Here is a 24,828-nt window from a genome sequence, read left to right as displayed (position 1 = left end):
CCTCATTATTTCTTTAATTTTTTCAGTTGTTCACCAATAATATCACTTAATTGGAAAGTAGCAGAATCAGCATTTGGCTCATACTGACTATAATCTTCAGTTACATTATTTTCCTCAAGCGCTTCTTTTATACTTAAAGAAATACGTTTCTCTGCTACGTGAACTTCAAGTACTTTCACTTTTACTTCTTGTCCCATTTCCAATACTTCATTCGGATTTTTCACGTGACGATTTGCAATTTGAGATACGTGTACAAGCCCTTCAACGCCCGGTAAAATCTCAACGAATGCACCAAATGTAACAAGGCGTTTTACTACTCCCTCACGAATATCTCCAGCTTTTATTTCGCCAGCAACGTTTTCCCAAGGTCCTGGTTGAGCTGCTTTAATTGATAAAGAAATACGTTGTGTATCAGCATCAACAGATAACACCTTTACCTTAACCTTTTGACCTTGCTCTAACACTTCAGAAGGTTGCTCTACACGTTCGTGTGAAATTTGTGAAATGTGAACTAAACCGTCCACTCCACCAACGTTAACGAATGCGCCAAAGTCAGTTAATCGTTGTACTGTTCCTTCAACAACGTCCCCTTCTTTTAATGAAGAAATTGCTTCTTTTTTCTTAGAATCTAGTTCTAATTCTACTACCGCTTTATGCGAAAGGATTACACGATTTTTTTCACGGTCTAATTCAACAATTTTCACCGCTAATGTTTTACCTTTATAGTCAGTAAAGTCTTCTACATAATGTACTTCTACAAGTGAAGCTGGAATAAAACCGCGAACACCAAGGTCCACAACTAATCCGCCATTCACAATATCTTTTACAGTAACATCAAATACATGACCAGAAGTAAATTTCTCTTGTAGTTCTACCCATGCTTTTTCTGCATCAACAGCACGTTTAGATAAGACAAGATCATCTTCTTCTAATTTAATAATTTTCAACTCTAGTGTTTGATCTAATTCTACAACATCGCTTGCTTTTTCAATATGAACGTTAGCTAATTCACTAATTGGAATTACGCCATCTGTTTTGTATCCAACATTTACAAGCACTTGTTTCTCTTCAACCTTCGTTACAGAACCTGTAACAACGTCACCAACTTGTAATTCTTTTGAATCCATAACTTCTTCATTCATTTTCTCTACCATGGAAATACCTCCCTACAGAATTGACAAAGCATTTTTTATGTATATACGAAATGAAAACAAAGTTTTCATTTGCATGTTTAAGAATTTCTCATCACATACTCTTTTTCAATAACATTCACAAGAAAATATATTAAACCTATATAAATAGTATACAGCAAAACCAGCTTGAAAAAAGTATGTTTTGAAATATAATAGCGAATATATTCTGACAGTTTTATTCCTCTTTAACTAACTTCTTACAAATCAGCTCATTTGTCAAGGAAAGAGACTCACAATTCACGTATCCTTTACATTTCTATTTAAACAAAAAAAGAAAGAGGACTATCCCCTTTCTTTATTTCGCAAACACTCCAGAAACAATGCTCATAATTTTTTGGACAACTTCTTCAATTGATAAAGAAGTCGTATCTAATTCCAATGCATCATCAGCCTTTTTTAGTGGAGAAACTTCGCGTTCTGAATCTAATTTATCACGCTGAGCAATTTCTTCTTGTAGCTGCTCTAAATTAGAATCGAAACCTTTATTTAAATTTTCTAAATGTCTTCTTTCCGCTCTTTCTTCAACAGAAGCAAGCATAAAGATTTTCACTTCAGCATCCGGCAATACATGTGTACCAATATCACGGCCGTCCATTACAACGCCGCCTTTTTTCGCTAACTCTTGCTGACGACGTACCATTTCTTCACGAACAAGGCGATGTTTCGCTACAATAGATACTCGATTCGTCACATCAGGTGTACGAATTACTTCAGAAACATCTTGTCCATTTAAAAATACAAGCTGTGTATTTTCTCCTTGCTGAAACTCAATATTTACATTCTTTACAACTTCCATTAACTGCTCTTCATTTTCAATGTCTACTTTTTGTTCAAGGGCTGCATATGTAAGCGTACGGTACATTGCGCCTGTATCAATATAAACGTAAGAAAGTTCCTTCGCAACAACTTTTGCCACTGTACTTTTCCCAGCAGCTGCTGGACCATCTATAGCAATTGAAATTCGTTTATCCATTGTAACACCTCATTTTTTCACTTATAAAACAAAACGAAAAGCAGGTGTTCACCCTGCTTCTTCTCATTTGCTTCACGTCATTAAATCCTCAATTATTGTAGCATAATCCTTCATAGAAGAAAATGAAAACTACCTATTCACCTGCAAGATTTCCACTTTGTTTTTTACCATGACACCCTCATAATAAACAATTTTAGATAAATATTTCACTGATGACTTATGTATAAATAACAATTGCACAACAGAAAGACAAATGAATTGTATTATTAATATACGAATAAAAATTCTCTCCATCTTTTTCACCGGAATTCTTCCCTCCTATACTATATTTGCACATTTCGTTTCATGATTTTATACATCGTACATATAGCAGTTAATTTTATTGTCATTTTCGAGGCATACTTTTATACATTTCCATTGTCGAATTTACTCAAAACATGTTATGTTCTAAATGTATTTTTTTACTTGAAAGGGGTATAAGCATTGAAAAGAATCCTAGTTTTACACACAGGTGGAACAATTGCAATGGAGGAAGATAAAGAAACTGGGGTCGTACAACCAGGTGAAAAAAATCCTCTTTTAAAATTCATTCCTGATTTAGAAGGCGATGTTGATTTAATCGTTGAAGATGTGTTCCACCTACCATCTCCTCATATGACACCGAGCGAAATGTTACAATTACAAGTCATCATTGATGAAAGAGTAAAACAAGACAACATTCATGGCGTAGTCATTACGCATGGCACGGATACATTAGAAGAAACAGCTTATTTCTTAGATTTAACAGTACAAGCAACTATTCCGATCGTAGTGACAGGTGCAATGCGCTCTAGCAATGAGTTAGGTGCTGATGGTCTATATAACTTCTTATCAGCTGTAAAAGTTGCTAGTTGTGATGAAGCTGCAGAAAAAGGTGTTTTAGTCGTATTAAACGACGAAATTCATTGCGCTACAAATGTAACGAAAACACATACAAGTAATGTTGCAACATTCCAAAGCCCACAATACGGACCAATTGGAATGGTAACAAAACGCGGCGTTGTCTTCCATCACGCTTTAGTACATCACGAAACATATACGATAAACAAAGTGTCTAAAAATGTAGTTGTTCTAAAAGCATATGCTGGCATGGATGATACATTATTAGCAGCAATCGAAAATCTTCCTGTAGACGGCATTGTTATCGAAGCTCTTGGACAAGGTAATCTCCCTCCAAGAACACTACCTAGTCTAGAAAGATTATTAAATAGAGGTATTCCTGTCGTATTAGTTTCTCGCTGTTTCAACGGTATCGTTCAAGACGTATATTCGTATGAAGGTGGCGGTAAACACTTAAAAGATATGGGCATTGTATTCACATACGGCTTAAATGCACAAAAAGCACGCATTAAATTACTTGTTGCATTAGAGAATACAAATTCTCATGAATCCATTCAAAATATGTTTATGCACGAATAAAAAGGAGCTGTCGAGGTTTTCCCGACAGCTCCTTTTTATTTTTCTCTTGATGCAATGGTTTGCGCAATCGCATCTCCATGAAATCTTCCGTTCTCGATAAATATTTCATTTGCATTATTTCCAGCAGCAATGACACCTGCAATGAAAATATTTTCAGCATTCGTTTCCATTCTATCCTCTGTATAAATTGGACGTCCTGTTTCTTCATCAATCTGAACACCCATCTTCGTTAAGAAGCTATGATCAGGATGATAACCAGTCATCGCAAATACAAAATCGTTTTTGATTGTAAGAGCTTCACCATCAACTGTAAACGTTAATGTATGCTCAGTAATTTCTTTCACATGAGCCCCAAAATGCATTTGAATTGTACCATTTCGTACTAACGCCTCAAATTCCGGCAAAATCCAAGGCTTTATGCTTGGTGAATACTCACTTCCACGATACAGTACCGTTACACGTGCACCAGATTTAACAAGTTCTAACGCGGCATCTACACTCGAGTTTTTCCCACCTATAACTACTACATCTCGATCAAAATAAGGATGCCCCTCTTTAAAATAGTGAGCTACTTTCTTCAATTCCTCACCTGGAACATTCATATAATTTGGATTATCATAATATCCAGTTGCTACAACAATATATTTCGCTATATATATTTCCTTACTTCCGTCACGCTTTGTCGTCTCAACCTGAAAAGCTTCTCCATCTTTTTGAACTTTCTCCACTCGCTCAAAAGCATTTACACGTACAGATTTACGTCTTACTACTTCACGATAATACGCAAGCGCTTGATTTCGAACTGGCTTACGATTTTCTGTAATAAAAGCTACATCACCAATTTCTAATTTTTCACTAGAAGAGAAAAATGTTTGATGAGTTGGATAATTATAAATGGCATTTACAATGTTTCCTTTTTCAATTACTAACGGATTTATCCCTACCTTTTGCAACGAAATTGCAGCCGCTAATCCGCACGGACCGCCTCCGATTATAATAACTGTTTCTTTCTGCATACTCGTCCACTCCTAGTCTTCTACCAATACACTATTTATAAAAACAAGAAAAAACCTACTTACAGCAGTAGGCACCTATCTTTATTGTATTCATTTTTCATATATTTGTCATCTAAACGAAACGTACATCCGATAGACATCTGCTAAAAACTGCTGAAATTTAATACCTTGTTTCCCTAATACATTCTCAGGATCAATCTTTCTAGCTGGATCAAGCGTTTTATGTGACACGATATCTTTTTTCGGATTTAAGCCAAAGTTTTGGCATAAATACGCATGATACCATGTAAAACGATTATATGCTTCCCAAAAGTTAACATCACCACCATAACAAAGTTCCACTCCAATGGCCGCCTTATTCGCGTCATAGCCATATAAGTCATTATCCGTCGGCACACCATATCGAACATGATACGCAACTTCATTTATAGGAATAATCTCCAATATTGTTTTATCATCTATAAATGTATGCGCCGAAGCTTTCGGTTGTAATTCATTAAAGTAATCTCGATTCCCTATCGCATTGCTTCCAGGATTCCCCGTATCATGGCTTACAATAAATCTCACTTTAGTCAGAGGAATCCCCGGTCGTGAACTTCCATATCCAATATAGTTGCGCTCTATAGGAAACATCGCCATTGCTACCAACTCCCGCTCTAGAAGATTACCTTACTTCCTTATATATGTATTCGGTAGCAATGTCCTTATCGCATATTTCTTACGCGAAGAGAAAATCGAAAATATTTGAAGTGAACACCATAAACAACAAGATACTTACAGCCACTCCATAAAAACCGTAAAACCAAACACAATCTTCTTTCGTATCTAAACCGAAAAATTTATTTACCGATTGTAATAATGTGCCACGCTTGCTTTGTTTGTTTCGTAATACTTCCACTCGCTCTACAACATCTGCTGGCATCATAAATCTTTGGTCTACTGTCATTTTCATCATTTATCTCTCCTTAAAATCATTTCCGTTTTGTTTATCTAAGGAGAGTATAGCACGTTTGTTCGCATAGAACAAGCGTTCTTTTTATTTTTATTTTATTTTATTTTTCAGCAAGCCAAGTAAAAATCGAGATTACAACGGCAATAATCGGCCCTACTACAACCACACCAAATACCAAAAACAGTAGCCCTTCCCCGAACATCCGAACGGTACTTATTTTTCGAGCTTTCATCGTTCTTGCAAGTTCTCCCTCTAACCTCTTAACCTTCTCTTCTAATTGTTCTACTCGTTCCAGCATTTCATTCTCCATATACAACACCTCATTTAATACTTCAACAAAAAAACGTGATTCCCTCGAAAGGAAATCACGTTTTCTCAAGATATAATATTTTATACCCAACCTCTGAAGCGGCTTGCTTCAGCCATTTTACGAACACCAACCATGTACGCCGCTAAGCGCATGTTCACTTTACGAACTTGTGCTGTTTCATAAATAGAATCAAATGATCTTACCATTACTTTTTCTAAACGTTGTTCTACTTCTTCTTCAGTCCAGTAGTAACCTTGGTTGTTTTGTACCCACTCAAAGTAAGATACTGTTACACCACCAGCACTTGCTAACACGTCTGGAACAAGCAAAATTCCGCGATCTGTTAAAATTTTAGTCGCTTCTAATGTTGTTGGACCATTTGCAGCTTCAACAACGATTTTTGCTTTAATATCATTAGCATTTTCTTCTGTAATTTGGTTCTCAATTGCAGCTGGTACTAAAATATCGCAATCAAGTTCTAACAATTCTTTGTTTGAAATTGTATTGTTAAATAGCTTTGTTACTGTACCGAAGCTATCACGACGGTCTAATAAATAATCAATATCTAATCCGTTTGGATCATGTAACGCGCCGTAAGCATCTGAGATTGCAATAACTTTCGCACCTGCATCATGCATAAATTTAGCTAAGAAGCTACCAGCATTACCGAATCCTTGAACAACAACGCGTGCACCCTTAATATCAATACCACGTTTTTTAGCAGCTTCGCGAATACAAATTGTTACACCTTTCGCTGTTGCTGTTTCACGTCCATGTGATCCACCTAATACAAGCGGTTTACCTGTAATAAATCCTGGTGAATTAAATTCATCAATACGGCTATACTCATCCATCATCCACGCCATAATTTGAGAGTTTGTGAATACATCTGGAGCTGGAATATCTTTCGTCGGACCTACGATTTGGCTAATTGCTCGTACATAACCGCGGCTTAATCTTTCTAACTCACGGAATGACATTTCACGTGGATCACAGATAATTCCACCCTTACCTCCACCATATGGTAAATCAACAATACCACATTTTAAACTCATCCAGATTGAAAGTGCTTTCACTTCATTTTCTGTTACATTCGGATGGAAGCGAATTCCACCTTTCGTTGGACCAACAGCATCATTATGTTGCGCACGATATCCTGTAAATATTTTAACAGTCCCGTCATCCATACGAACTGGTATTTTCACTGTCATCATACGAATTGGTTCTTTTAATAATTCATATACTTCGTTTGGATAACCCAATTTTTCTAACGCTTCACTAATAACAATTTGTGTTGAATTCAATAGTTCAAAATGTTGTTCCCTTTGTTGTTGTGTTTTTGTTTGAGTTCCCTTTTCGGCTACCATAGTAAGTAAACCCCCTGTAATTTCACTTGTTTAGTAAACCTTCATTGCCTAGTATACACCCTTAAATTTGGAATGCAATAGAAAACGCTAACAAATATATACAAACTATTTTCTGTTGCAAGCGTTTTCACTATTATTATAGTCCTTTTATTACTTTTAGAAAAGTAAAATACTTAAATATTTAAATATTTTTTATTTTCATCAACCACACTCCCATAAAACTGCATATTTTATTTTCAAAAAGTATGTTCGAGTATTTACAATCATCCCTTCCCTTCTCCAAATAAAAACAAAACCTCAGCTATGTTGTATTAGCTGAGGTTTTGTTTTTTCACAAAGTAATTGTGTATTTGTTCTATCGCGTTAACATCCATTAATTCTTTACCGTACTCCATGATGCGATAAATGGTTGCTGTAGACGGATTACCGTATTCCGCTAAAATAGCTATAAAATCCGCCTTTAACAATTGAATTTGTTCCTCTTCTTCCACCCAAAGATAGAAGCGCTCATCCCACGTATATAGCTTTCCGCCAGTTACACCAAGGTTATATAAGCGATTCGACAGGTTAATTACGTCATCTAGCGTAGCAAACTCATATAATATATGCTCACTTTCATCTAGAGTCACTTGCATTTCAATAAACTCGTCACGGAACTCATCATCTGTATCCATTTCTTGATTTTCTTTCGTTACAATTACAACCATCCCTTGTGCTTGTAGAGAAAACACTTCAACTGCAATCGGACCATCTGCTTCAAACCCTAATTCCTTATTTGCTTCTTGCATCATATCACGAAATAATTGCTGTACTTTCGGTGCATTTCTCCATAAATCTTCTTTCGTTAATCCTCGTTCAGATAAATCATCAAATGTTAGAAAAATTTTTATCTTATTGTAATTTAATCGTTCCAGCCTCATCTCATACCCTCCCTACGTAACCAATGCATCTAATTTTTATTATATGAAATAGAAAATAGATGGTTCTTTTCGAACAACTATTCCGACATTTTTAACCATCCATCCCATTCTTCTTTCGTATCACCAATTAAGATTGTTTCAATGTCCAACTGGTTTAGAACGCCTAGCTTTCCGATAAATCCAACAGAAAGAGATTCCCTTTTTTCTTGTAATAAATTTATAAAGTTCATCGTCTTTTTCATTTCTTGTTCGTCAGCAAAAGATATAAATACATATTTCGGCTGTATTTCCTCTACCGCTGATAACATACCATCTTCAGCTAAGCTTGTCCTAATATATATCGCCTCATATCCTTTTAAGCGTAAATAAGTTGAAAAAATAAATCCTTTCAATGCATCCTTTTCTAACACAATAACTTTGTATAAAGAGGAAAACATTGAGGCATTGTGATACACCATCCCTAGACGCGTTTGTAAAAATGATAGTGCATATTGAAATTGCACCATTGAAATCTCATTATTATTTTTTGACGTTAATAATTTGTCTGTCACTCGAAGAACGATACTGGCAACAACCTTTTCTGTTGAATATATACTAAAAGCTTCGTTTAATAATGCAGCAATTGTAATTTCATCAAATTTTAACAAAGCTTGTAGCAAATCGTCCACTAAAACAACTTCTTTATCGAAATGTATCTCTTTTTGAACTGTACTCTGCAAACGATTCTCTTCTAATAACTGAACTGCTTGTCCAATCATCATACCGGAAGAAACTTTTTCCATTAACCATTTTAAAATTTGAATATGCTCTTCTGTATATAAGCGATGCCCAGCTTGATTCCGCTTTGGGGCAATAATTTGATATCGTCTTTCCCATGCACGAAGCGTACTCGGCTGAACTCCAATTATATTCGAAACGGCTTTTATATTATATTTCCCACTAAGAGTTGGCATCATTTCCCTCCGCACAATGTAATGATATGTGTTTGAGCAGGTGCTCGGAAACGAAGTGGTATCAATGTTGTTCCATACCCATTACTAACAAAGAGAATCGTATTCAAATGGTTATATACGCCACCTTTTAAATATTTTTTAGATGGGAATAATCGGATTTGTCCTCCATGCGTATGTCCACTTAACACAAGTGAAATCTGTTCATTTCCAGACATTTTTTTTATTATATCAGGGTTGTGACTAACTAGGATACGAAAACCCTCTTCTTTACAATCCGCCAATGCCAAATCTAGACGATCACGGTGCAATCCAACATCATCTATACCGAGCAAACAAATTTTCTCTCCTAATTCAGACTCAAATACCACTCTTGTATTATCTAAAACTTTTACGTTATTTTCTAATAATAACGCATCTAATTCATGATATTCTATCTCATAATCATTGTTTCCCCACACAAAATATACAGGACCTATCTCTCTTAACTTTTGAATATTCGCAGAGATTTTTGATAAAGAGACACCTTTCTCTGCTAAATCTCCTCCGATAATTACGAGATCTACTTTTCCTTTTACTTGTTCAATTAACAAATTCGAAATGACCCTTCTATGAATATCAGAAATAAAAAACACATTTACTTTTTGAAAACTTTTCGGAAATTCTTTAAATACTAAAGTATGTTCCAACACCGTATTACGCATCGCTTCTTTATACATCACAAAAAGTAATAAAATCCCCATGCCTATGAGAGTACTGAATAATATAATCCATATCATATTTTTGACTCCCTCCTCATAGAGATAATCCTAGGCTTTTATAACAAACTGTGATCGCTTAACTCGCTAGCTTTCTTGCTTTGTGGACTTATCTTTTATCGGAATTTTTAATTCTTGACCTGCACTCACTTCATCTTCCTGCAAGTTATTATACTTTTTAATTACTTCAATTCCATTTCCATCTGAAAAATATTGCTTCGCTATACTTTCTAAAGTTTCTCCCTCTTTCACAGTATGCGTTATTACTTTTTCAGAATGTTTCTGCGACTCAGATTTAGCTGAATCAAAGAAGATTACTTCAAACGCACTTTTTCCAGCATTATTACTATCACCCTTCACCTGAATATATTTATCCGTGTACCACAAAATACTAATCGGCAGAAGAATGAATAGAAATGTTAAAACCCGGACGAAAATGTGATTTATTTTAAACTTTTGTTTTTTCTCTTTATTTCTATGAATTTCACTACGCGGCGGTAAACTTTCTTTTTCTTCCACTCGCTCAACTTCTAATTCCTCTTCAAAATCAGGAATTCGTTTCCTCATGTTGTTCACCACCACCTTCCATTTATTTTCTTAATTGGAGTCCCATTATAAAATCAACAAGAAAGTGTGCAAAGATTGTTATAAACAAATTTCCTGTCCATTCAAATACATAACCAAAGACAAAACTAATGAAACAGACGAAACAAAATAAAAATGGCTTTGTTATATAACGAATATGTAACACTGCAAATACGAAGCTCGCAATTACAATTCCAAAATGAGTCTGTACTACACCTCTAAATAAAAATTCTTCTGCAAAACCAATCAAGAACGTAATAACGAGTAAGTGTAGAACGGACATTCCTCGAAACATCTTATCGTTAATACCACCATCATCAAACCATGACTCCGGAAACACTCGCATTGCAACATAATCTAATAACACAATACCAATCGCTAACAAACCACCTATAATAAGTATAGATACTGGTTCCCATTTCCATAAATTAAAGACTTCTTTTACATCTTGAAATAATATATATGCCAGTAAACAGCCAATACCGATAATAATTAACTGTGTTATATATAGATTCAGCCTTATTTCCTGCGGACTCATATCTTCAACATTATGCCTTTGAATGTTCATCATTCCTCCATCTTTTCTAGGCCGAAAAGCTTTTGTAACTCTGTTTCCCAATTATAGTCGAAATCCGATTGTTGCGCTCGTCTTTTTTTATAATCTTCTTTGGTAATACCGCAATAATCGCAGCAATTAATTAACTCTTGCTCTTTCCTATAACCGAACTGTTGCAGCACATATTCACGTCTACACCCTTTAACTTGTATCCATGACTTCATATTTTCTAGCTCACTATATTTATTACGCAACCTTATTTCTACTTCAGCTATTAATCGGTTCATGATTTCATCTGACAAACCTTCTAACAATAATCTTCGTTGTTGTATAATTCCAACCTGTTCGAGATGATAACGAACGAAACGCCAATATTGCTCATTAAATCTTGCTGCATTATAACAAATTTCTTCTACATCTTCTATTGGTAATTCCTTCGTTTGAAATATTCTTTCTTGTAGTAAAGAAAATAAAAATTTTATTTGTGACTTACTTGGCAATTCATCCTCAATGATTGAAATTGGTAAATCATGATCCAACGGACTACATAATAAAATAGCTATACTCGGTTCGCCATCTCTTCCAGCTCTTCCGATTTCTTGTAAGTAAGAGGCTATATTAGTTGGATAATGAAAATGAATAATATATCGCGTATTCGCCTTATTTACCCCCATACCAAATGCACTTGTGCATATTACAAGTTGCAATTGATCGTTCATAAACTGCTGTTGAATTAACATACGCTCTTCATGTTCCATACCACCATGATAAAAAGCTACACCAGTAACACCTTTCCCTCTCAAGTATTCCGTTAACCTTTCTGTCCACGCTCTACTTGAGCAATATACAATCCCCGGCCCTTGTAAATACATCACCTGCTCTAAAAGCGCCTCTTTCTTTTCTTCTATCGTCTCTACAAATTGCACATCCATTGCAATATTAGGACGATCAATAGAGTATACATGTTCCGCGGCACCCTTTAAATTTAAACTATCTGCGATATCCTGCAGTACCCCTTTTGTCGCTGTGGCTGTCAATGCTAATACTGTAGGAGAACCAATATTTTCAATAACTACATTTAGTTTTTTATAGTCCGGTCTAAAATCATAACCCCATTGAGAAATACAATGAGCCTCATCAACAACAAATAATGAAATATGAATTTTCTTCAATTCCCTAATTAATAACTCCGACTGCAACATCTCTGGTGAAACAAAAATAAATTTATATGAAGATAATTTTTTCATCGCTTCTCTTTTTTCATTTAATGTCCGAAAACTATTAAATGCTATCACTCGGTTTTTCACAACATACTTTAATTGTGTCACTTGATCTTCCATTAAAGATAATAACGGTGATACAACAAGCACTGTTCCTTCTCGCATAAGCCCCGGAAACTGATAGCACATAGATTTCCCTCTTCCAGTCGGAAGCATTGCTATCACATCTTTTCCTTCTAATAAATCTGTAATTACTCCTTTTTGACCTGGACGAAATTCAGAATATCCAAACCACTTATATAAATATTCTTCAAGTTTCATTTACACCCTCCATCCGCGCTAATACAAGACGAACTTCAAAATAAGAGATATCTTCTCCAACCGCTTGTTTCAAAACACGTAACTTCCGCGTTTGCAATGCTTCAATTACTTTTATTACTTTGTCTATCTTTTCTTTTTCCATAAACATTTCAATAGAAAAATCTTTTTCTCGCAAAGCAATTTCAACAAAATGATCTTCTATCGTTGCAACCTTTAAATTCCGAATCGTCGCTATTTCTTCTAAAGAACGTCCTTGTCTCCAAAAATTATATGTTTTTTTCGTGGATAAACTAAATAATTCAGCTCTCTCATTTGGATAAGATATAATTTCAGCTAATAGTGGAAATTCATTTTCTTTATCACGAACTTCTTGTATAAAGAAATGTATTGTACCCCAAAATAAAAAATACACCCTGAATATATCTTGTTTCGTAATTTCTGCTAATTGTTGCAATGTACAACCAATGCGTTCATAACCCGTTAATCGATATGTTACAATCGTCGCTTCTATCGCATTACTCTTTTCTAAAAGATTATGTACTTCCGTCCATAGTTTTCTCGCCAACTCACTTCTCTTATATGGCCTTCCTGTTAGAAAACGTTTCACCCACATCATTATTTCTGTATCTTGCTGAATTGGAATAAATCTCGTATTATTCTGTTGTAAATTTGATATGGTTTGAATAATTAATGATAATCTTTTCCAAAATGTTTCACCTAATTCACCATAATGTAAACCATGCAAATGCGCCGGAAAAGCATAAACTTCCTCCCATTTATGTAACTGCATTTTACCCGTAGGTGTTAACACATATGTATTTTCATGTATTTCTTGAATAAAATCCGCTTGCAACAACTTTGCAACTTCACCATCATAGTCATTTCTATTTAATGATTTATATATTCCGAACAAAAAAGAAATTCGGAACATATTTCCATCTTGTAAAGTTTGCGAAGAACGTTTGCCCTTTAGTAAATAATAAATAGAAGAAACGGTTCTTTCACCATTCAATTGTTTTAAACAATGCAACAAAGTATATTGTATTTGCATGACCGCTTCCACCTTCCAATCTTAACTTCATTCTTTTCAGTACAATTACACTATCTACTGTCGCTCATTAAACTTATCATATAAGAACTATATACTTGTATATATTCTATTGTATCAAACGAAATCATATTTACGTATTTTGAAAATCTTATGACATAATTCAAAAATAAGTTGACACTCTAATTGATAAGCATTATCATTATAATTTTATGTTGAAAAGTTTTACAAACCGTTTTACAATAAGGTTATAATTTTTATGGCGAGCTTTTCACATACATATTATCAGGAGGGAAAAAAGATGGCAAAATATACAATCGTTGATAAAGATACTTGTATTGCATGTGGTGCTTGTGGCGCTGCTGCACCAGACATTTATGACTATGATGATGAAGGTATTGCATTTGTAACATTAGATGATAACCAAGGTATCGTTGAAATTCCAGATGTATTAATTGAAGATATGATGGATGCATTCGAAGGCTGTCCAACTGACTCAATTAAAGTTGCTGACGAATCATTCGACGGAGACGCTTTAAAATTCGAATAGTCTTTTATTAACTTCAAAAAACGCCCCTCCTATTGATGAGGGGCGTTTTTTGTATCTAAATTTTATTTTCCTTAATAAAAAACCATTAGTAGTTTCACACTACTAATGGTTTTAGTATATATTATGCATTTTTCATTTTTGCAAACACCCATACTTTCAGGCGTGAAAATAATGCTACAAATACAATTGTTACAACAATCCCTTTAATTAAATTAAATGGTAAGATTGCCGTTACAACCGTTGTTTTTATAGCTTCGCTAGACATAGCTGGTGAATTTAAAAACCAAGTGTACGCCGGGAATATGATGATGTAGTTTAATACACTCATAATAAGTGCCATTGTAATTGTCCCTAGCATTAATCCTGTAGTTAAACTCTTCACAGTACGATACTTTCTAAATAAGAAAGCTGCTGGCCCAATAAATAAACATCCTGCAATAAAGTTTGCAATTTCTCCAACTGGTACTCCCGTTAAACTTCCTTGAATCCCGTAATGTAAAATGTTCTTTATCGCCTCTACAATCACTCCTGCTACTGGTCCAAAGATAATTGCCGCAATTAGAGCTGGTACATCACTAAAATCAATTTTCAAAAATGGCGGAAGCCCTGGGAACGGGAAATCCAACATCATTAGTAAATATGCAATACTACTTAGCATCGCTACACTCACCATCTGCACTACACTGTTTTTTTGTTTCATCTTTCTCTCTCCTTTTCCATCGATCATCTCATGGAAAGTGGAAAGGTTCTGCTATGCCTATTTTTTCATAGAACGAAAAAACCCTTTGTGTTTTACACAAAGGGAGAATTTAAGGCACATCAAACAGACGTTCAAATCCATATCTTTTTTGAACGCTTGAACCTCCATCTTCTCCCATCCAGACTATACTGTCGGCTTTGGAATCACACCAAATCCTGCCTTAACGGCTCGCGGGCTTAGAACAAAATCATAAATAGTTCATCACCGCCGGTCGGGATTTTCACCCTGCCCCGAAGATAGACCGATATTCTATTTTCCCCTTCATTATACAACAACCTCATAACATTGTGAACTAAAAAATTGTAACTTATTTAAAATTAGTTATTTATTTTTCGTAACAACAAATAAATTGCGAGATATTTTACAATACAATCCATATTTTTTATTATTCGGCATTTCTCTTTTGAATTACCTAGTCATATATAATTAAAAGTGATAAGATATTGAATTGTTAAGATAAGAACATTTTCTGAGTTATGGAGGAAATGTCATGAAAAAAGACAAGAGACATTCTATTCGAGAAGCAATGAAAAAAAACTTAAGAAAAGAATACTTTTACTTAAAAAAAGAATTACTTTTCTACTGCCCAATTGATTTAGGCACATTCTCAAACGAGACATACTATGCTACTTTCGATGAAGATGGCATCAGTATTTATCAGTATGATAAAAAAACAGAAAGTAAATTAAAATTGTGTGAGCGTCATCCGTGGAAGAGTTGGAATAAAGTGAAGATTGATCACTATTTGACAACTTCTCAATTTATTTTTCAGGGTGAGCGAAATTGGATCTTATCTCTTTTTCAAAAAGGAAAAGAAGCTCAAAAAATTATTGAAGAGCATACATCTTTACAAACAGAAGTTGTTTCCCGCTCTTTCTTAAAAAAACTTCCTGGTTTTCGTTCTAATACACCACTGAATAAATACATCGGTAGTATTTGTTACACTGCACTTATTGCATTTTTATTAAAATGGATGATTCCATTTCAAGCACCACAAATCGCCCTGTATTCTATCTCGATTGGTTGTATGCTTCTTGGCCTACTTTGTTTGACAATCGGTTTAATTGAACCGACTATCGTACTGTTTCGAACAAAAGAGAAAACAAGAACAAAAGTTTTTTACTTATATAGCTATTTAGCTATTTCTGGATTTATATGTGTCTTTATTTTTTGGTAAAAGAAGCCGTCCCAAAATAAATTTTGGGACGGTTTTCTTTTAGATATAGATGCTCTGATTCACTCAATAGTTCTAGCAAAAGCGCCCATATAATTTCATTTACATTGAATCTTATTTAAGAAGAACATAAATTTGTTCAAAGTTTAATTTTTGAAGCGTTTCCTTTACTTAACATATAATTGTTGATTAGGATAAATTAGCTCTTGCTGCAATCCATTTTTTTCTTTAATTTCCTTAAGTGTCATACTAAATTTCCGTGCAATACTAACTAAAGTATCCCCTTTTTGTACGACATATAATGACGAAGAAACAACTTCATTTCTTTGTTCACTTAAAACAAGCAATGGGTTCATCGCATTCTTTTTCGCCATCGTCCATCTTCCTTGATGAAGTTCTAGATGTAAGTGCGCACCTCGCGATTCTCCCGTGTTCCCTACTTCTCCAATTTTTTCTCCTTTGGAAATATAATCTCCTTGATCCACATATCTCTTATTTAAATGTGCATATACAGCCTCATATTCTCCGTGTTTAATAAATACAACATTTCCATAACTACTTGAATAATAAGACCTCGTTACCTTACCATCTTGGATAGCTGCCACAGGCGTTCCAATCGGCGCAGCTACATCAATACCATAGTGTTTTCCATGCCTTGTCCCAAAATAATCACTTATCTGACCTTCAACAGGCCATGTCCATCGATTTTCTTCTGCATAAACATGTAATTGAGATACAAACAGTATACTCAATAACATGACACCGCATTTTAAAACTTTCATATACATCCTCCGTTTTCTAATTACCACCATACCTTCTCTATTTTGGTATATTACAGAAAAAAGTATACAAAAAAGAAAGTGAATTACTCCACTTCCTTCTCTTTCTTATCACGAAAAACTAATGCACTACGGTTATACTCCACATCTTTCACTTGTAATCGGGCATTTATTACTCGAGCTATCGCAAACAAATAATCAGATAATCTATTTACATACTTTAATACAACTTCATTTATTTTCACTTCTTTTTGCAATGATACTATAGAGCGTTCTGCTCTCCTTACAACAGTACGTGCAATATGAATAGTAGCCGCTGCCTCGCTACCACCTGGCAAAATAAAGCGTTCTAGTGGCGGGGCTTCTTCTATATATAAATCAATCTTTCTTTCTAAACTTTCAACCATCACAATTGTCACTTTATAAGGAATTTTTTGTTCCACTATTGCCAAGTCTCCTCCGCAATCAAATAGTTCATGTTGAATATTTTCGAGCTCATTGTAAATATCTATAAAAGCCCCGCCTTGAAGCTTAGTCATTGCATATCCAATATGAGAATTTGCCTCGTCTATTGTTCCATACGCTTCCACACGGATATCATCTTTATCAACCCTGCCACCTATTACACTTGTCGTTCCTTTATCTCCTGTTTTTGTATATAATTTCATTTCTTCACAGCACCTCTCTTATTATTCTTTATTCGAGCAACATAGAAAAAAGTTCTACCATTCTTTATTTAATTGAGTTTACAAAAAAATAAAAAACAGCAGAACTTTATTCATTATCAACTTTAAAAACGCATATCTAAATTATACGATTCGGTAAATATACAGAGAATGTAGTTCCTTCTCCAACAACACTTGATACAGAAATTTTACCATCATGGCCTTGAACAATATTTTTCGCAATCGCAAGCCCGAGTCCTGTTCCACCCTTTTTCCCACGTGTTCTTGCTTTATCAGCTTTATAGAAACGATCAAATAAAAATGGAATATCTTCTTCTGGAATGCCTGCACCCGAATCTTGTACTTCAAAAATAAGACCGTTATTTTTCGTATCAATTACAAGCGTTACATGTCCGCCTGCATTCGTATGACGTATTGCGTTATCAATTAAATTCGTCAATACTTGTTCCATACGATCTGCATCAAACGGGTATTGTTCAATTGGACCTTTGAAATCAACCGTTAACGCGACCTCTTTATCCTTTGCAATCCCTTGGAATTTACGACCAATTTTTTCAACAAACGGATGTATATCCACTTCACCAATATGTAACTCTACATGACCGCTTTCCATACGAGCTAAATCTAACAATTCATTTACAAGTTTACCTAAACGAACAGATTCATCATAAATAATTTGAACAAACTCATCTATTTCCTCTTTCGTTTGCACAATATCATCTAAAATCGCTTCACTATACCCTTGCAGCATGACCATTGGTGTACGAAGTTCATGTGATACATTCGCAATAAAATCTTGACGCATCTTTTCAAGACGACGTTCTTCCGTCATATCTCGCAGCACTGCTACAGCTCCACGAATTTTCGTTTGATTGTAAAGCGGCGTCATAAGAACTACATAGTTTCCTTTTTGTAAATTAATTTCAACAACTTGTTGTTGTTCGCTTTCTACAACGAGATGGAATAATTCCACAAGTTCAGAAGGTAGTTTTTTACTGAGCTCTATCTCTTTTTCTTCTTGCCAAACTTGTAAGAAATGTTCGGCCGGCGGATTGATTACAACGACTTCACCTTCTTGATTTAACGTAATAACCCCATCTGCCATACTACTCAAAATACTTGCTAACTGCTCTTTTTCTTGTTGCAAGGCGTTCATATTAAACTTCAACTGTTTTCCCATTTGATTTAAGGCCGTTGCAAGCTCACCAATCTCATCCTGAGATACCATAGGAGCCTTTGCATCAAACTTCCCACGTGACACTTCAAAAGCAACCTCACGCATTTTACGAAGCGGTGCTGTAATCCGAGTAGATAAGAAGAAGGCAAAGAAGGTTGTTAATATAATCGCAATTCCAGCCGATAAGAAAATAAAATCAGTTGTTCTTTCCATACCTTGTATCGGTACTTGTAAAGATTCATATACGAACACTGCACTTTGATTTTTTGATTGCACTGGTTTTCCGACGATCATAATATCATTTTCGGTGTTTTTATTCTTCCTACTATTAGACGCTTTTCTAATATTATTCTTAATTTCTTTTTTGTCTGTAAACACAGCCGCTAATTCTTTATCTTCTTTTAAGTCATCCATTGTAAGAGTGACTAACCCTTCTTGTTTCGGTGAAGAAGAGATTTCTTTACCATCTTCTACAATAATAATCCTTGAAAGTGGGTCAGAGAATTTGTAAGCGATATTCTCAATCGTTTTTACATCGGCACCTTCTTCAATTAACTCTGAAACACTTGTTGCAACTTTTTGAAGCCTAGCTTCACTCATATCAACATAATACGTTCTAAAAAACTGTGAAAGTAAAATCGCAACAAATCCAAGAACAAACGAAACGAGAAGTAATATGGTCATCCATAACTTCCCTACTACACTTCTCCAAAGCATCAGTCGTTCACAACCTCAAATTTGTAACCTACACCCCAAACAGTAACGATCATTTTCGCTGCATCTGGTGATTTTTTGCTTAACTTCTCACGTAAACGCTTTACATGTGTATCAACTGTACGTAAATCTCCGAAGAATTCATATTGCCATACTTCTTTTAACAGTTGCTCACGATCGAATACTTTATCAGGAGCTTTCGCTAAAAATAATAGTAACTCATATTCTTTCGGCGTTAAGTTTACTTCATTACCATCTGCAGTAACACGGTGTGCATCGTTATCAATTGTTAAGTGCGGGAATACAGTAACATCTTTTGTCGTTGTATCTTGTGTAAAGAATGTTGTTGGTACAGCACGACGTAATACCGCTTTCACACGTAGTACGACCTCACGTGGACTAAATGGCTTTACAATATAATCATCTGTTCCAACTTCAAATCCTTGTACTCTATTTACTTCTTCACCTTTTGCTGTCAGCATAATAATTGGTGTCGCTTTCTTCTCACGAACCCCTTTACATACTTCAATGCCATCTTTACCAGGCATCATAAGATCTAATAAGATTAAATCGTAATCATTTTGCAACGCCATTTCTAAAGCTGTATCACCATTATCTGCTTCTTCAATCGTATATTGTTCTCTTTCTAAGTACATTTTCAATAAACGACGAATACGATCCTCATCATCTACAATTAAAATTCTTGATTCATTTTCCATCTCTACCCGCTGCGCACTCTCACCTCAGCGGTTCACACCTACCCTTCTTTAACTATTATGTTGCGCTATTCTCGTTTATTTAAGCAATCTTCTAAATGTTTCACTTCCCATATTATGCTTCACAAGAATAATAAATTTTGTTCAATTTTTTTCCAAAACTATGTATTTTTTTTGAACAGCATATAATGTCCTCGACATCATTTTACAAAATCAACCGCTACTTTGTCATGTTTTTCTCAAAAAAGAAGAAAAGTTGACAAAAATAAAATAGGAAAGTGACATGCACTCCCCTATTTTATTTCTCTATGCATATGAATGTAAACCGGCAATAATTAAGTTTACTACAATAAAGTTAAACATAATGATTGCAAAACCAATTACTGCAAGCCAAGCTGACTTCTCTCCATGCCATCCTTTTGATAGGCGTAAATGTAATACTGCCGCATAAAAGAGCCAAGTGATAAGTGCCCAAACCTCTTTTGGATCCCAGCCCCAAAAACGTGTCCACGCTATTTGTGCCCAAATCATCGCAAAAATTAATGCACCTAATGTGAACACTGGGAATCCAATTGCAATAGATCGATATCCGATTTCATCTAGTAAATCACTATTCGTATTCTTTACTAACGGCTGAAGTGCCGCCGATACTCGCTTCCGTAAAACAAGTCTTAATACAATATACAGTAATGTTCCAACTAACACTGACCAAATAACAGTATTTAATTTTTTCGCATTTACAATCGCTGGAACTTCAACTGCCGGTTCTAATTTATTTTCTGTCAGTAACTTCCCTTCGTGCGGTCCAACTAAAGCCGGAAGATTGTATTTCATTTCCACTTGTTGTTCAGTTTTATCAATCCATTGAAACTTCGCTTCATATTTCATACTAGAAAATACCGTTGTTACTCCAATAAATCCAACTGTACAAACAAGTGTAAATACTACCGTCTCTAGCCAAAATGTACGTTTACTTCTCGTCGATTGATCTACATTTTTCAATAAATACATAACACCTGTAATAAAACTAATCGCTAAAATGGCTTGTCCTGCTGCTGCCGTCGTCACGTGAATATGTAACCAATTACTTTTTAAAGATGGAATAAGCGGAGATATTTCCCTCGGAAACATACTTGCATAGGCAATTAATAAAAGCGCAACTGGTAATGCAAATAGTCCGATTATGCTTACACGGTACATAAAATACATGACAATAAATGCTCCTACAAGCATCATGCCGAAAAATGTACCGAATTCAAAAAAGTTACTAACTGGCGCATGTCCTGATGCAATCCACCTTGTAACAAAATATACTGTTTGTGCAATAAACCCTAAAATTGTAATCGTTATTCCTACATTTGCCCATTTATGACCCTTTTCTTTAATTGCTCCCCCGAAAAATAGAGTGGCAATTAAATATAAAATAAATGCGGTAAAGAGAAAGTTACTACTTATTTGCACCATATCGTTTCCCCACCTTAACTAATTTTTTTATCAATTACTTTATCATTTGGCTGTGGAATTGCTGTACCTTCTAGTACTCTTTCAATATCTTTCTTTAAACCGAACCAATTTTTATTTGTATGCCCTGCAATCCACCATTCATCATTAACACGTTGTATCCAAATACGGCGATGATTCCAATACATACCTTGAATGACACCAACCATAAATATAAATCCTCCAATGCCGAGAATCCAAAGCGTTAAATCTTTTCTTACAGTAAGTGCTGTTGCATTTTGCATTTCAACACCTGCAAACGACATTTTATATTTGTTGTTTCCATCTGGTTCTATATTTTGCTGAATACCAACAAAACTCACTTCACCATCTGGTGTTTCAGGTGTAAACATTTTAAATACAAATGCAGGATTGTTTGGTAATTTCGTTTTTGTATTTGGTTTTCCATTCTCATCAAAATAAAAATCAGGAAAATAGCTTAATAGTTCTAGAGAATAACCATTTCCTAAATCATATTTTTCCTTAGGATTCGTTAAATCTACTTTAATTGGTCCCCACTTTTGATTATTTTCTTTATTTTGCAAGTTAAAGGACATACTTTTAAATTCACTTTCTTTATAAGAAACTTGATACACTGCAAATTGATCAAATTTCAGTGGTTCATTCACTCGAATTTCCGCTTCTTTTACTTTTTCTAATTTCGGTTTTTGTCCTGCTATATTTTCTCCTACTGCTTTATATAATACGGCATTCGTTTGGAAGTTTTTCGCAATCATTTTATCGCCTACACGATCAATCGCTTCATCAAAAACTTCCTTGTCCTTACTTTTATCATAAACTTCTTTTATAAATTTCTCGTTTTTTAAGTAGTATTGTCCATCCGTCCCTGGTATTTCTTTCGTTTCACCGTCACGTAACCAAAGTGCTTCGTCTACGTACATACTCGGTAAAAAACGAAGCATCGCACCGAATAAAAAGATAATAAGACCGATATGATTTACATATGGACCCCAACGCGAGAAGCGTCCCTTTTCTGCTAAAACGTTTCCGTCTTCCACTTTCACGTTATAGTTTCTTTTCTTTAAATTCTCTTGCACTCTTTCCAGGTCACCTTCTTGCGGTGTACCAGTCCCATATAATCTCTGTCTCTTTAAAAAACTAGGATGTCTTTTTACGCCTTGCTTTTTTAAAGCTTTATAAAGTGGAATAACGCGGTCTAAACTACATATCACAAGTGAAATACCGATAGAAGCAATCAAAATCATATACCACCATGAACCGTATAAATTATTAAACCCTAATTGATAGTATAATTGTCCTAAAAATCCATATTCTTGTTTATAATATTCAGCTGGTGCAATACCTGGAGTTATGTACATTTCTTGCGGAAATATAGTTCCTATCGCTGATGCAGCTAAAGTTATTACGATTAGCCATACACCTACTTTTACAGAAGAGAAAAAGCTCCAAATTTTATCGACTATCGTTTTTGTCTGCGTGAGAGATCTCCGTGCACTCCCCTCATAGCGCATATCCAATAGTTTTGCATTTTCATTGCTTTCAAATGGTTTCCCGCAAGCTTCACAAAAAACGGTTCCTATCGGATTAACATGTCCACATTCACATTTAATTTCTTTCAACACTCTCACCGCCCCTGTATCTATATGTACTATTGTATATTCTAACCTCAAGTTACCGCAATACTCAGAATTTTTAAACCAGAGGCACTATAAACACGCACCCCTTATGTAAAGGCTTTCTTTATTACGGAGTAATTTTCTTTAAATACCCTTCTAACTGTTCTTTCGTTTGTTCCCCTATAATTTGCTCCACTACTTTTCCATCTTTATCAATCAAAAAGCTTGTCGGTAAAGGACCTACTCCATATGTTCCTATAATCTTTTGTCCTTTATCAATGGCAACTGGGAATTTCAAACCATATTGGTTCACAAAGTTCTTTACTGCAATATCCGTTTCATCTGCATCTAACGCTATGATTTCAACGCCTTTTTCTTTATACTTTGGATATAATTCATTCATATAAGGCATTTCTTTTTCACAAGGTTTACACCACGTGCCCCAAAAGTTTAAAAATACACCTTTTCCCTTTAAATCTTTTAGTTCAATTTTCTTTCCTTCTAAATCCGTCACAATAAAGTTAGGTGCTTCTTTTCCGATTTGCATTTTCTCTTTATTAGCAAAGAATCCTTGATAAAGGGTAAATCCTACAGCACCACATAAAATGAGTAGAATAATAACGCGAAATAATAAGCGATTTTTCTTCATATTACCTCTCCTCTCCTCGGTAAATGTTATGTATTATCTTCTGTAAATGTTGTATTGAATAAATCACCAGCAGAGCACTCCACTGGTGAATTTTTAACTCTATAACTTATCTTGGCTTTGTAGAAGCAAGCGCGCGTAATTGTTTCACCTCATGTGGTGTCAATTCTCTCGCATCACCAGGTCGCAGGCTTCCTACTTCTAAGAAAGCATAACGTTCACGTTTTAATTTCACTACTTTACAGTCTAACGCTTCAAACATACGACGTACTTGACGATTACGTCCTTCATGAATTGTTAATTGTACAATAGCCATCTCTTTACGCTTGTCCCAAGAAATAATTTTCACACGTGCTGGTGCTGTTTTACCGTCTTCTAACGTAACACCGCGTTCTAACATGCGAATTTTCTCACCTGTTAATGGCCCTTTTATTTTTGCAACATATGTTTTTTCAACTTTATATCTAGGATGCATTAATACGTTTGCGAAGTCCCCATCGTTTGTCATTAATAATACGCCAGACGTATCATAATCTAAGCGTCCGATTGGGAATAAACGTTGTGTAATTTCCGGGAAAAAGTCCGTTACAACACTTCTTCCTTTATCGTCTGATACACTTGAAATTACGCCAGTTGGTTTATATAGTAAAAAATAAACAGGTTCTTCTTTTTCAAGAGGGATATTATTTACTTCTACTTTATCTTGAGGAGTTACTTTTGTCCCTAACTCTTTCACTATTTTTCCATTAACTTTCACTTTTCCTTGCTGAATTAATTCCTCAGCCTTTCTTCTCGATGCAATACCTGCTTGCGCAATCACTTTTTGTAATCGTTCCATTTCTTTTTTTCACCTCGAATTTATCTTACCTTACATTAGAAAGACTTGGCAACCGCATACGCT

General features: G+C 35.0%; 27 protein-coding genes and 1 riboswitch. Of the genes, 3 read left to right on the top strand and 24 right to left on the bottom strand.

The genetic code is table 11. The features are described 5' to 3' along the window. Positions 1-5 precede the first annotated feature (5 nt). The 3 genes from rpsA to ACTFRM_RS03890 form a co-directional block, all read right to left on the bottom strand. Positions 6-1,154: a 30S ribosomal protein S1 gene (gene rpsA, locus ACTFRM_RS03900; RefSeq protein WP_000229559.1), complete on the bottom strand. Its 1,149-nt coding sequence runs from the start codon at positions 1,152-1,154 to the stop codon at positions 6-8. Positions 1,155-1,488: 334 nt separating this feature from the next. Continuing rightward, complete coding sequence (gene cmk / locus ACTFRM_RS03895; RefSeq protein ID WP_000361253.1) at positions 1,489-2,166, bottom strand: (d)CMP kinase; 678 nt, start codon at positions 2,164-2,166, stop codon at positions 1,489-1,491. A gap of 129 nt (positions 2,167-2,295) precedes the next feature. After that, positions 2,296-2,469 (bottom strand): YpfB family protein, encoded by a 174-nt coding sequence (locus ACTFRM_RS03890; RefSeq protein WP_000738057.1) that lies wholly within the window; start codon positions 2,467-2,469, stop codon positions 2,296-2,298. Between the two features lie 180 nt (positions 2,470-2,649). Between ACTFRM_RS03890 and ansA the strand changes: the two genes are divergently transcribed. Beyond that, the gene (gene ansA, locus ACTFRM_RS03885) at positions 2,650-3,624 is read left to right on the top strand and encodes an asparaginase (protein ID WP_000822010.1); all 975 of its coding nucleotides are present in this window, start codon (positions 2,650-2,652) and stop codon (positions 3,622-3,624) included. A gap of 35 nt (positions 3,625-3,659) precedes the next feature. On the opposite strand, the gene ACTFRM_RS03880 is transcribed toward ansA, so the two are convergent. The 12 genes from ACTFRM_RS03880 to ACTFRM_RS03825 all read right to left on the bottom strand — a co-directional run bounded on the left by ACTFRM_RS03880 (position 3,660) and on the right by ACTFRM_RS03825 (position 13,630). After that, on the bottom strand, positions 3,660-4,640 hold the full coding sequence (locus tag ACTFRM_RS03880) for a YpdA family putative bacillithiol disulfide reductase (RefSeq protein WP_001168522.1): 981 nt from the start codon (positions 4,638-4,640) through the stop codon (positions 3,660-3,662). A 108-nt stretch (positions 4,641-4,748) separates the two neighbouring features. Continuing rightward, on the bottom strand, positions 4,749-5,279 hold the full coding sequence (locus ACTFRM_RS03875) for a peptidoglycan recognition protein family protein (RefSeq protein WP_001240655.1): 531 nt from the start codon (positions 5,277-5,279) through the stop codon (positions 4,749-4,751). A gap of 79 nt (positions 5,280-5,358) precedes the next feature. Then, the gene (locus ACTFRM_RS03870; protein ID WP_001983018.1) at positions 5,359-5,595 is read right to left on the bottom strand and encodes a DUF3961 domain-containing protein; all 237 of its coding nucleotides are present in this window, start codon (positions 5,593-5,595) and stop codon (positions 5,359-5,361) included. Between the two features lie 97 nt (positions 5,596-5,692). After that, positions 5,693-5,902 (bottom strand): hypothetical protein, encoded by a 210-nt coding sequence (locus tag ACTFRM_RS03865; protein ID WP_000426763.1) that lies wholly within the window; start codon positions 5,900-5,902, stop codon positions 5,693-5,695. Between the two features lie 80 nt (positions 5,903-5,982). Then, positions 5,983-7,269: an NAD-specific glutamate dehydrogenase gene (gene gudB, locus ACTFRM_RS03860; RefSeq protein WP_000225173.1), complete on the bottom strand. Its 1,287-nt coding sequence runs from the start codon at positions 7,267-7,269 to the stop codon at positions 5,983-5,985. A 311-nt stretch (positions 7,270-7,580) separates the two neighbouring features. Beyond that, positions 7,581-8,189, bottom strand: coding sequence for a genetic competence negative regulator (locus ACTFRM_RS03855; protein ID WP_001235402.1), 609 nt, complete (start codon positions 8,187-8,189; stop codon positions 7,581-7,583). A 77-nt stretch (positions 8,190-8,266) separates the two neighbouring features. Further along, the gene (locus ACTFRM_RS03850; protein WP_001142720.1) at positions 8,267-9,142 is read right to left on the bottom strand and encodes a MerR family transcriptional regulator; all 876 of its coding nucleotides are present in this window, start codon (positions 9,140-9,142) and stop codon (positions 8,267-8,269) included. Beyond that, positions 9,142-9,918, bottom strand: a complete 777-nt coding sequence (locus ACTFRM_RS03845; protein WP_000637793.1) for a metallophosphoesterase — start codon at positions 9,916-9,918, stop codon at positions 9,142-9,144. The genes ACTFRM_RS03850 and ACTFRM_RS03845 overlap by 1 nt, the downstream gene beginning before the upstream one ends. Positions 9,919-9,984: 66 nt before the next feature. Next, positions 9,985-10,464, bottom strand: coding sequence for a LysM peptidoglycan-binding domain-containing protein (locus tag ACTFRM_RS03840; RefSeq protein WP_001231553.1), 480 nt, complete (start codon positions 10,462-10,464; stop codon positions 9,985-9,987). Between the two features lie 22 nt (positions 10,465-10,486). Beyond that, the gene (locus tag ACTFRM_RS03835) at positions 10,487-11,050 is read right to left on the bottom strand and encodes a CPBP family intramembrane glutamic endopeptidase (protein ID WP_001025780.1); all 564 of its coding nucleotides are present in this window, start codon (positions 11,048-11,050) and stop codon (positions 10,487-10,489) included. Then, complete coding sequence (gene recQ / locus ACTFRM_RS03830; protein ID WP_000762973.1) at positions 11,050-12,579, bottom strand: ATP-dependent DNA helicase RecQ; 1,530 nt, start codon at positions 12,577-12,579, stop codon at positions 11,050-11,052. The genes ACTFRM_RS03835 and recQ overlap by 1 nt, the downstream gene beginning before the upstream one ends. Then, positions 12,569-13,630 carry a helix-turn-helix domain-containing protein gene (locus ACTFRM_RS03825; RefSeq protein ID WP_001167004.1) on the bottom strand — a complete coding sequence of 354 codons (1,062 nt, stop codon included), beginning with the start codon at positions 13,628-13,630 and terminating at the stop codon, positions 12,569-12,571. Before ACTFRM_RS03825 ends, recQ begins: the two co-directional genes overlap by 11 nt. Positions 13,631-13,928: 298 nt before the next feature. Between ACTFRM_RS03825 and ACTFRM_RS03820 the strand changes: the two genes are divergently transcribed. Further along, positions 13,929-14,177, top strand: a complete 249-nt coding sequence (locus ACTFRM_RS03820) for a ferredoxin (protein ID WP_001151993.1) — start codon at positions 13,929-13,931, stop codon at positions 14,175-14,177. 121 nt (positions 14,178-14,298) lie between these two features. Here ACTFRM_RS03820 and ACTFRM_RS03815 read toward each other — a convergent pair whose 3' ends face one another. After that, positions 14,299-14,877: an ECF transporter S component gene (locus ACTFRM_RS03815; RefSeq protein WP_000810855.1), complete on the bottom strand. Its 579-nt coding sequence runs from the start codon at positions 14,875-14,877 to the stop codon at positions 14,299-14,301. Positions 14,878-15,039: 162 nt separating this feature from the next. After that, positions 15,040-15,179, bottom strand: a riboswitch (FMN riboswitch). A gap of 248 nt (positions 15,180-15,427) precedes the next feature. On the opposite strand from ACTFRM_RS03815, the gene ACTFRM_RS03810 reads away from it, so the two are divergent. Then, positions 15,428-16,114: a hypothetical protein gene (locus ACTFRM_RS03810; protein WP_000710837.1), complete on the top strand. Its 687-nt coding sequence runs from the start codon at positions 15,428-15,430 to the stop codon at positions 16,112-16,114. Between the two features lie 164 nt (positions 16,115-16,278). Here the strand turns inward: ACTFRM_RS03810 and ACTFRM_RS03805 are convergent, their stop codons facing one another. The 8 genes from ACTFRM_RS03805 to rluB form a co-directional block, all read right to left on the bottom strand. Next, positions 16,279-16,893 carry a peptidoglycan DD-metalloendopeptidase family protein gene (locus ACTFRM_RS03805; RefSeq protein WP_000866117.1) on the bottom strand — a complete coding sequence of 205 codons (615 nt, stop codon included), beginning with the start codon at positions 16,891-16,893 and terminating at the stop codon, positions 16,279-16,281. An 83-nt stretch (positions 16,894-16,976) separates the two neighbouring features. Further along, positions 16,977-17,558, bottom strand: a complete 582-nt coding sequence (locus ACTFRM_RS03800; protein ID WP_000781268.1) for a cob(I)yrinic acid a,c-diamide adenosyltransferase — start codon at positions 17,556-17,558, stop codon at positions 16,977-16,979. A gap of 136 nt (positions 17,559-17,694) precedes the next feature. After that, positions 17,695-19,470 (bottom strand): sensor histidine kinase ResE, encoded by a 1,776-nt coding sequence (resE, locus tag ACTFRM_RS03795; protein ID WP_000964677.1) that lies wholly within the window; start codon positions 19,468-19,470, stop codon positions 17,695-17,697. Next, positions 19,470-20,186 carry a DNA-binding response regulator ResD gene (gene resD / locus ACTFRM_RS03790; protein ID WP_000426861.1) on the bottom strand — a complete coding sequence of 239 codons (717 nt, stop codon included), beginning with the start codon at positions 20,184-20,186 and terminating at the stop codon, positions 19,470-19,472. The genes resE and resD overlap by 1 nt, the downstream gene beginning before the upstream one ends. Positions 20,187-20,489: 303 nt before the next feature. After that, positions 20,490-21,647, bottom strand: coding sequence for a cytochrome c biogenesis protein ResC (gene resC, locus ACTFRM_RS03785; protein ID WP_000250086.1), 1,158 nt, complete (start codon positions 21,645-21,647; stop codon positions 20,490-20,492). 14 nt (positions 21,648-21,661) lie between these two features. Next, entirely contained in the window at positions 21,662-23,287 is a 1,626-nt protein-coding gene (resB, locus tag ACTFRM_RS03780; RefSeq protein WP_000910524.1) for a cytochrome c biogenesis protein ResB, read from the bottom strand. Positions 23,288-23,408: 121 nt separating this feature from the next. Continuing rightward, positions 23,409-23,930, bottom strand: coding sequence for a thiol-disulfide oxidoreductase ResA (resA, locus tag ACTFRM_RS03775; protein ID WP_000742192.1), 522 nt, complete (start codon positions 23,928-23,930; stop codon positions 23,409-23,411). Between the two features lie 106 nt (positions 23,931-24,036). Next, a complete protein-coding gene (gene rluB, locus ACTFRM_RS03770) occupies positions 24,037-24,765 on the bottom strand; it encodes a 23S rRNA pseudouridine(2605) synthase RluB (protein ID WP_000440556.1) in 729 nt (242 codons plus the stop codon). Positions 24,766-24,828 lie beyond the last annotated feature (63 nt).

Source organism: Bacillus cereus group sp. MYBK227-1 (assembly GCF_051916325.1).
Lineage (GTDB): Bacteria > Bacillota > Bacilli > Bacillales > Bacillaceae_G > Bacillus_A > Bacillus_A cereus.
Note: the sequence above shows the minus strand (reverse complement) of the source record. Positions and strands in the feature narration are given on the sequence as shown.

Excerpts from the sequence above, each read along its gene's own strand:
- rpsA (WP_000229559.1), bottom strand. The coding sequence starts at position 1,154 with ATGGTAGAGAAAATGAATGAAGAAGTTATGGATTCAAAAGAATTACAA.
- cmk (WP_000361253.1), bottom strand. The coding sequence starts at position 2,166 with ATGGATAAACGAATTTCAATTGCTATAGATGGTCCAGCAGCTGCTGGG.
- ACTFRM_RS03880 (WP_001168522.1), bottom strand. The coding sequence starts at position 4,640 with ATGCAGAAAGAAACAGTTATTATAATCGGAGGCGGTCCGTGCGGATTA.
- ACTFRM_RS03875 (WP_001240655.1), bottom strand. The coding sequence starts at position 5,279 with ATGGCGATGTTTCCTATAGAGCGCAACTATATTGGATATGGAAGTTCA.
- ACTFRM_RS03870 (WP_001983018.1), bottom strand. The coding sequence starts at position 5,595 with ATGATGAAAATGACAGTAGACCAAAGATTTATGATGCCAGCAGATGTT.
- ACTFRM_RS03865 (WP_000426763.1), bottom strand. The coding sequence starts at position 5,902 with ATGGAGAATGAAATGCTGGAACGAGTAGAACAATTAGAAGAGAAGGTT.
- gudB (WP_000225173.1), bottom strand. The coding sequence starts at position 7,269 with ATGGTAGCCGAAAAGGGAACTCAAACAAAAACACAACAACAAAGGGAA.
- ACTFRM_RS03855 (WP_001235402.1), bottom strand. The coding sequence starts at position 8,189 with ATGAGGCTGGAACGATTAAATTACAATAAGATAAAAATTTTTCTAACA.
- ACTFRM_RS03850 (WP_001142720.1), bottom strand. The coding sequence starts at position 9,142 with ATGCCAACTCTTAGTGGGAAATATAATATAAAAGCCGTTTCGAATATA.
- ACTFRM_RS03845 (WP_000637793.1), bottom strand. The coding sequence starts at position 9,918 with ATGATATGGATTATATTATTCAGTACTCTCATAGGCATGGGGATTTTA.
- ACTFRM_RS03840 (WP_001231553.1), bottom strand. The coding sequence starts at position 10,464 with ATGAGGAAACGAATTCCTGATTTTGAAGAGGAATTAGAAGTTGAGCGA.
- ACTFRM_RS03835 (WP_001025780.1), bottom strand. The coding sequence starts at position 11,050 with ATGAACATTCAAAGGCATAATGTTGAAGATATGAGTCCGCAGGAAATA.
- recQ (WP_000762973.1), bottom strand. The coding sequence starts at position 12,579 with ATGAAACTTGAAGAATATTTATATAAGTGGTTTGGATATTCTGAATTT.
- ACTFRM_RS03825 (WP_001167004.1), bottom strand. The coding sequence starts at position 13,630 with ATGCAAATACAATATACTTTGTTGCATTGTTTAAAACAATTGAATGGT.
- ACTFRM_RS03820 (WP_001151993.1), top strand. The coding sequence starts at position 13,929 with ATGGCAAAATATACAATCGTTGATAAAGATACTTGTATTGCATGTGGT.
- ACTFRM_RS03815 (WP_000810855.1), bottom strand. The coding sequence starts at position 14,877 with ATGAAACAAAAAAACAGTGTAGTGCAGATGGTGAGTGTAGCGATGCTA.
- ACTFRM_RS03810 (WP_000710837.1), top strand. The coding sequence starts at position 15,428 with ATGAAAAAAGACAAGAGACATTCTATTCGAGAAGCAATGAAAAAAAAC.
- ACTFRM_RS03805 (WP_000866117.1), bottom strand. The coding sequence starts at position 16,893 with ATGAAAGTTTTAAAATGCGGTGTCATGTTATTGAGTATACTGTTTGTA.
- ACTFRM_RS03800 (WP_000781268.1), bottom strand. The coding sequence starts at position 17,558 with ATGAAATTATATACAAAAACAGGAGATAAAGGAACGACAAGTGTAATA.
- resE (WP_000964677.1), bottom strand. The coding sequence starts at position 19,470 with ATGCTTTGGAGAAGTGTAGTAGGGAAGTTATGGATGACCATATTACTT.
- resD (WP_000426861.1), bottom strand. The coding sequence starts at position 20,186 with ATGGAAAATGAATCAAGAATTTTAATTGTAGATGATGAGGATCGTATT.
- resC (WP_000250086.1), bottom strand. The coding sequence starts at position 21,647 with ATGGTGCAAATAAGTAGTAACTTTCTCTTTACCGCATTTATTTTATAT.
- resA (WP_000742192.1), bottom strand. The coding sequence starts at position 23,930 with ATGAAGAAAAATCGCTTATTATTTCGCGTTATTATTCTACTCATTTTA.
- rluB (WP_000440556.1), bottom strand. The coding sequence starts at position 24,765 with ATGGAACGATTACAAAAAGTGATTGCGCAAGCAGGTATTGCATCGAGA.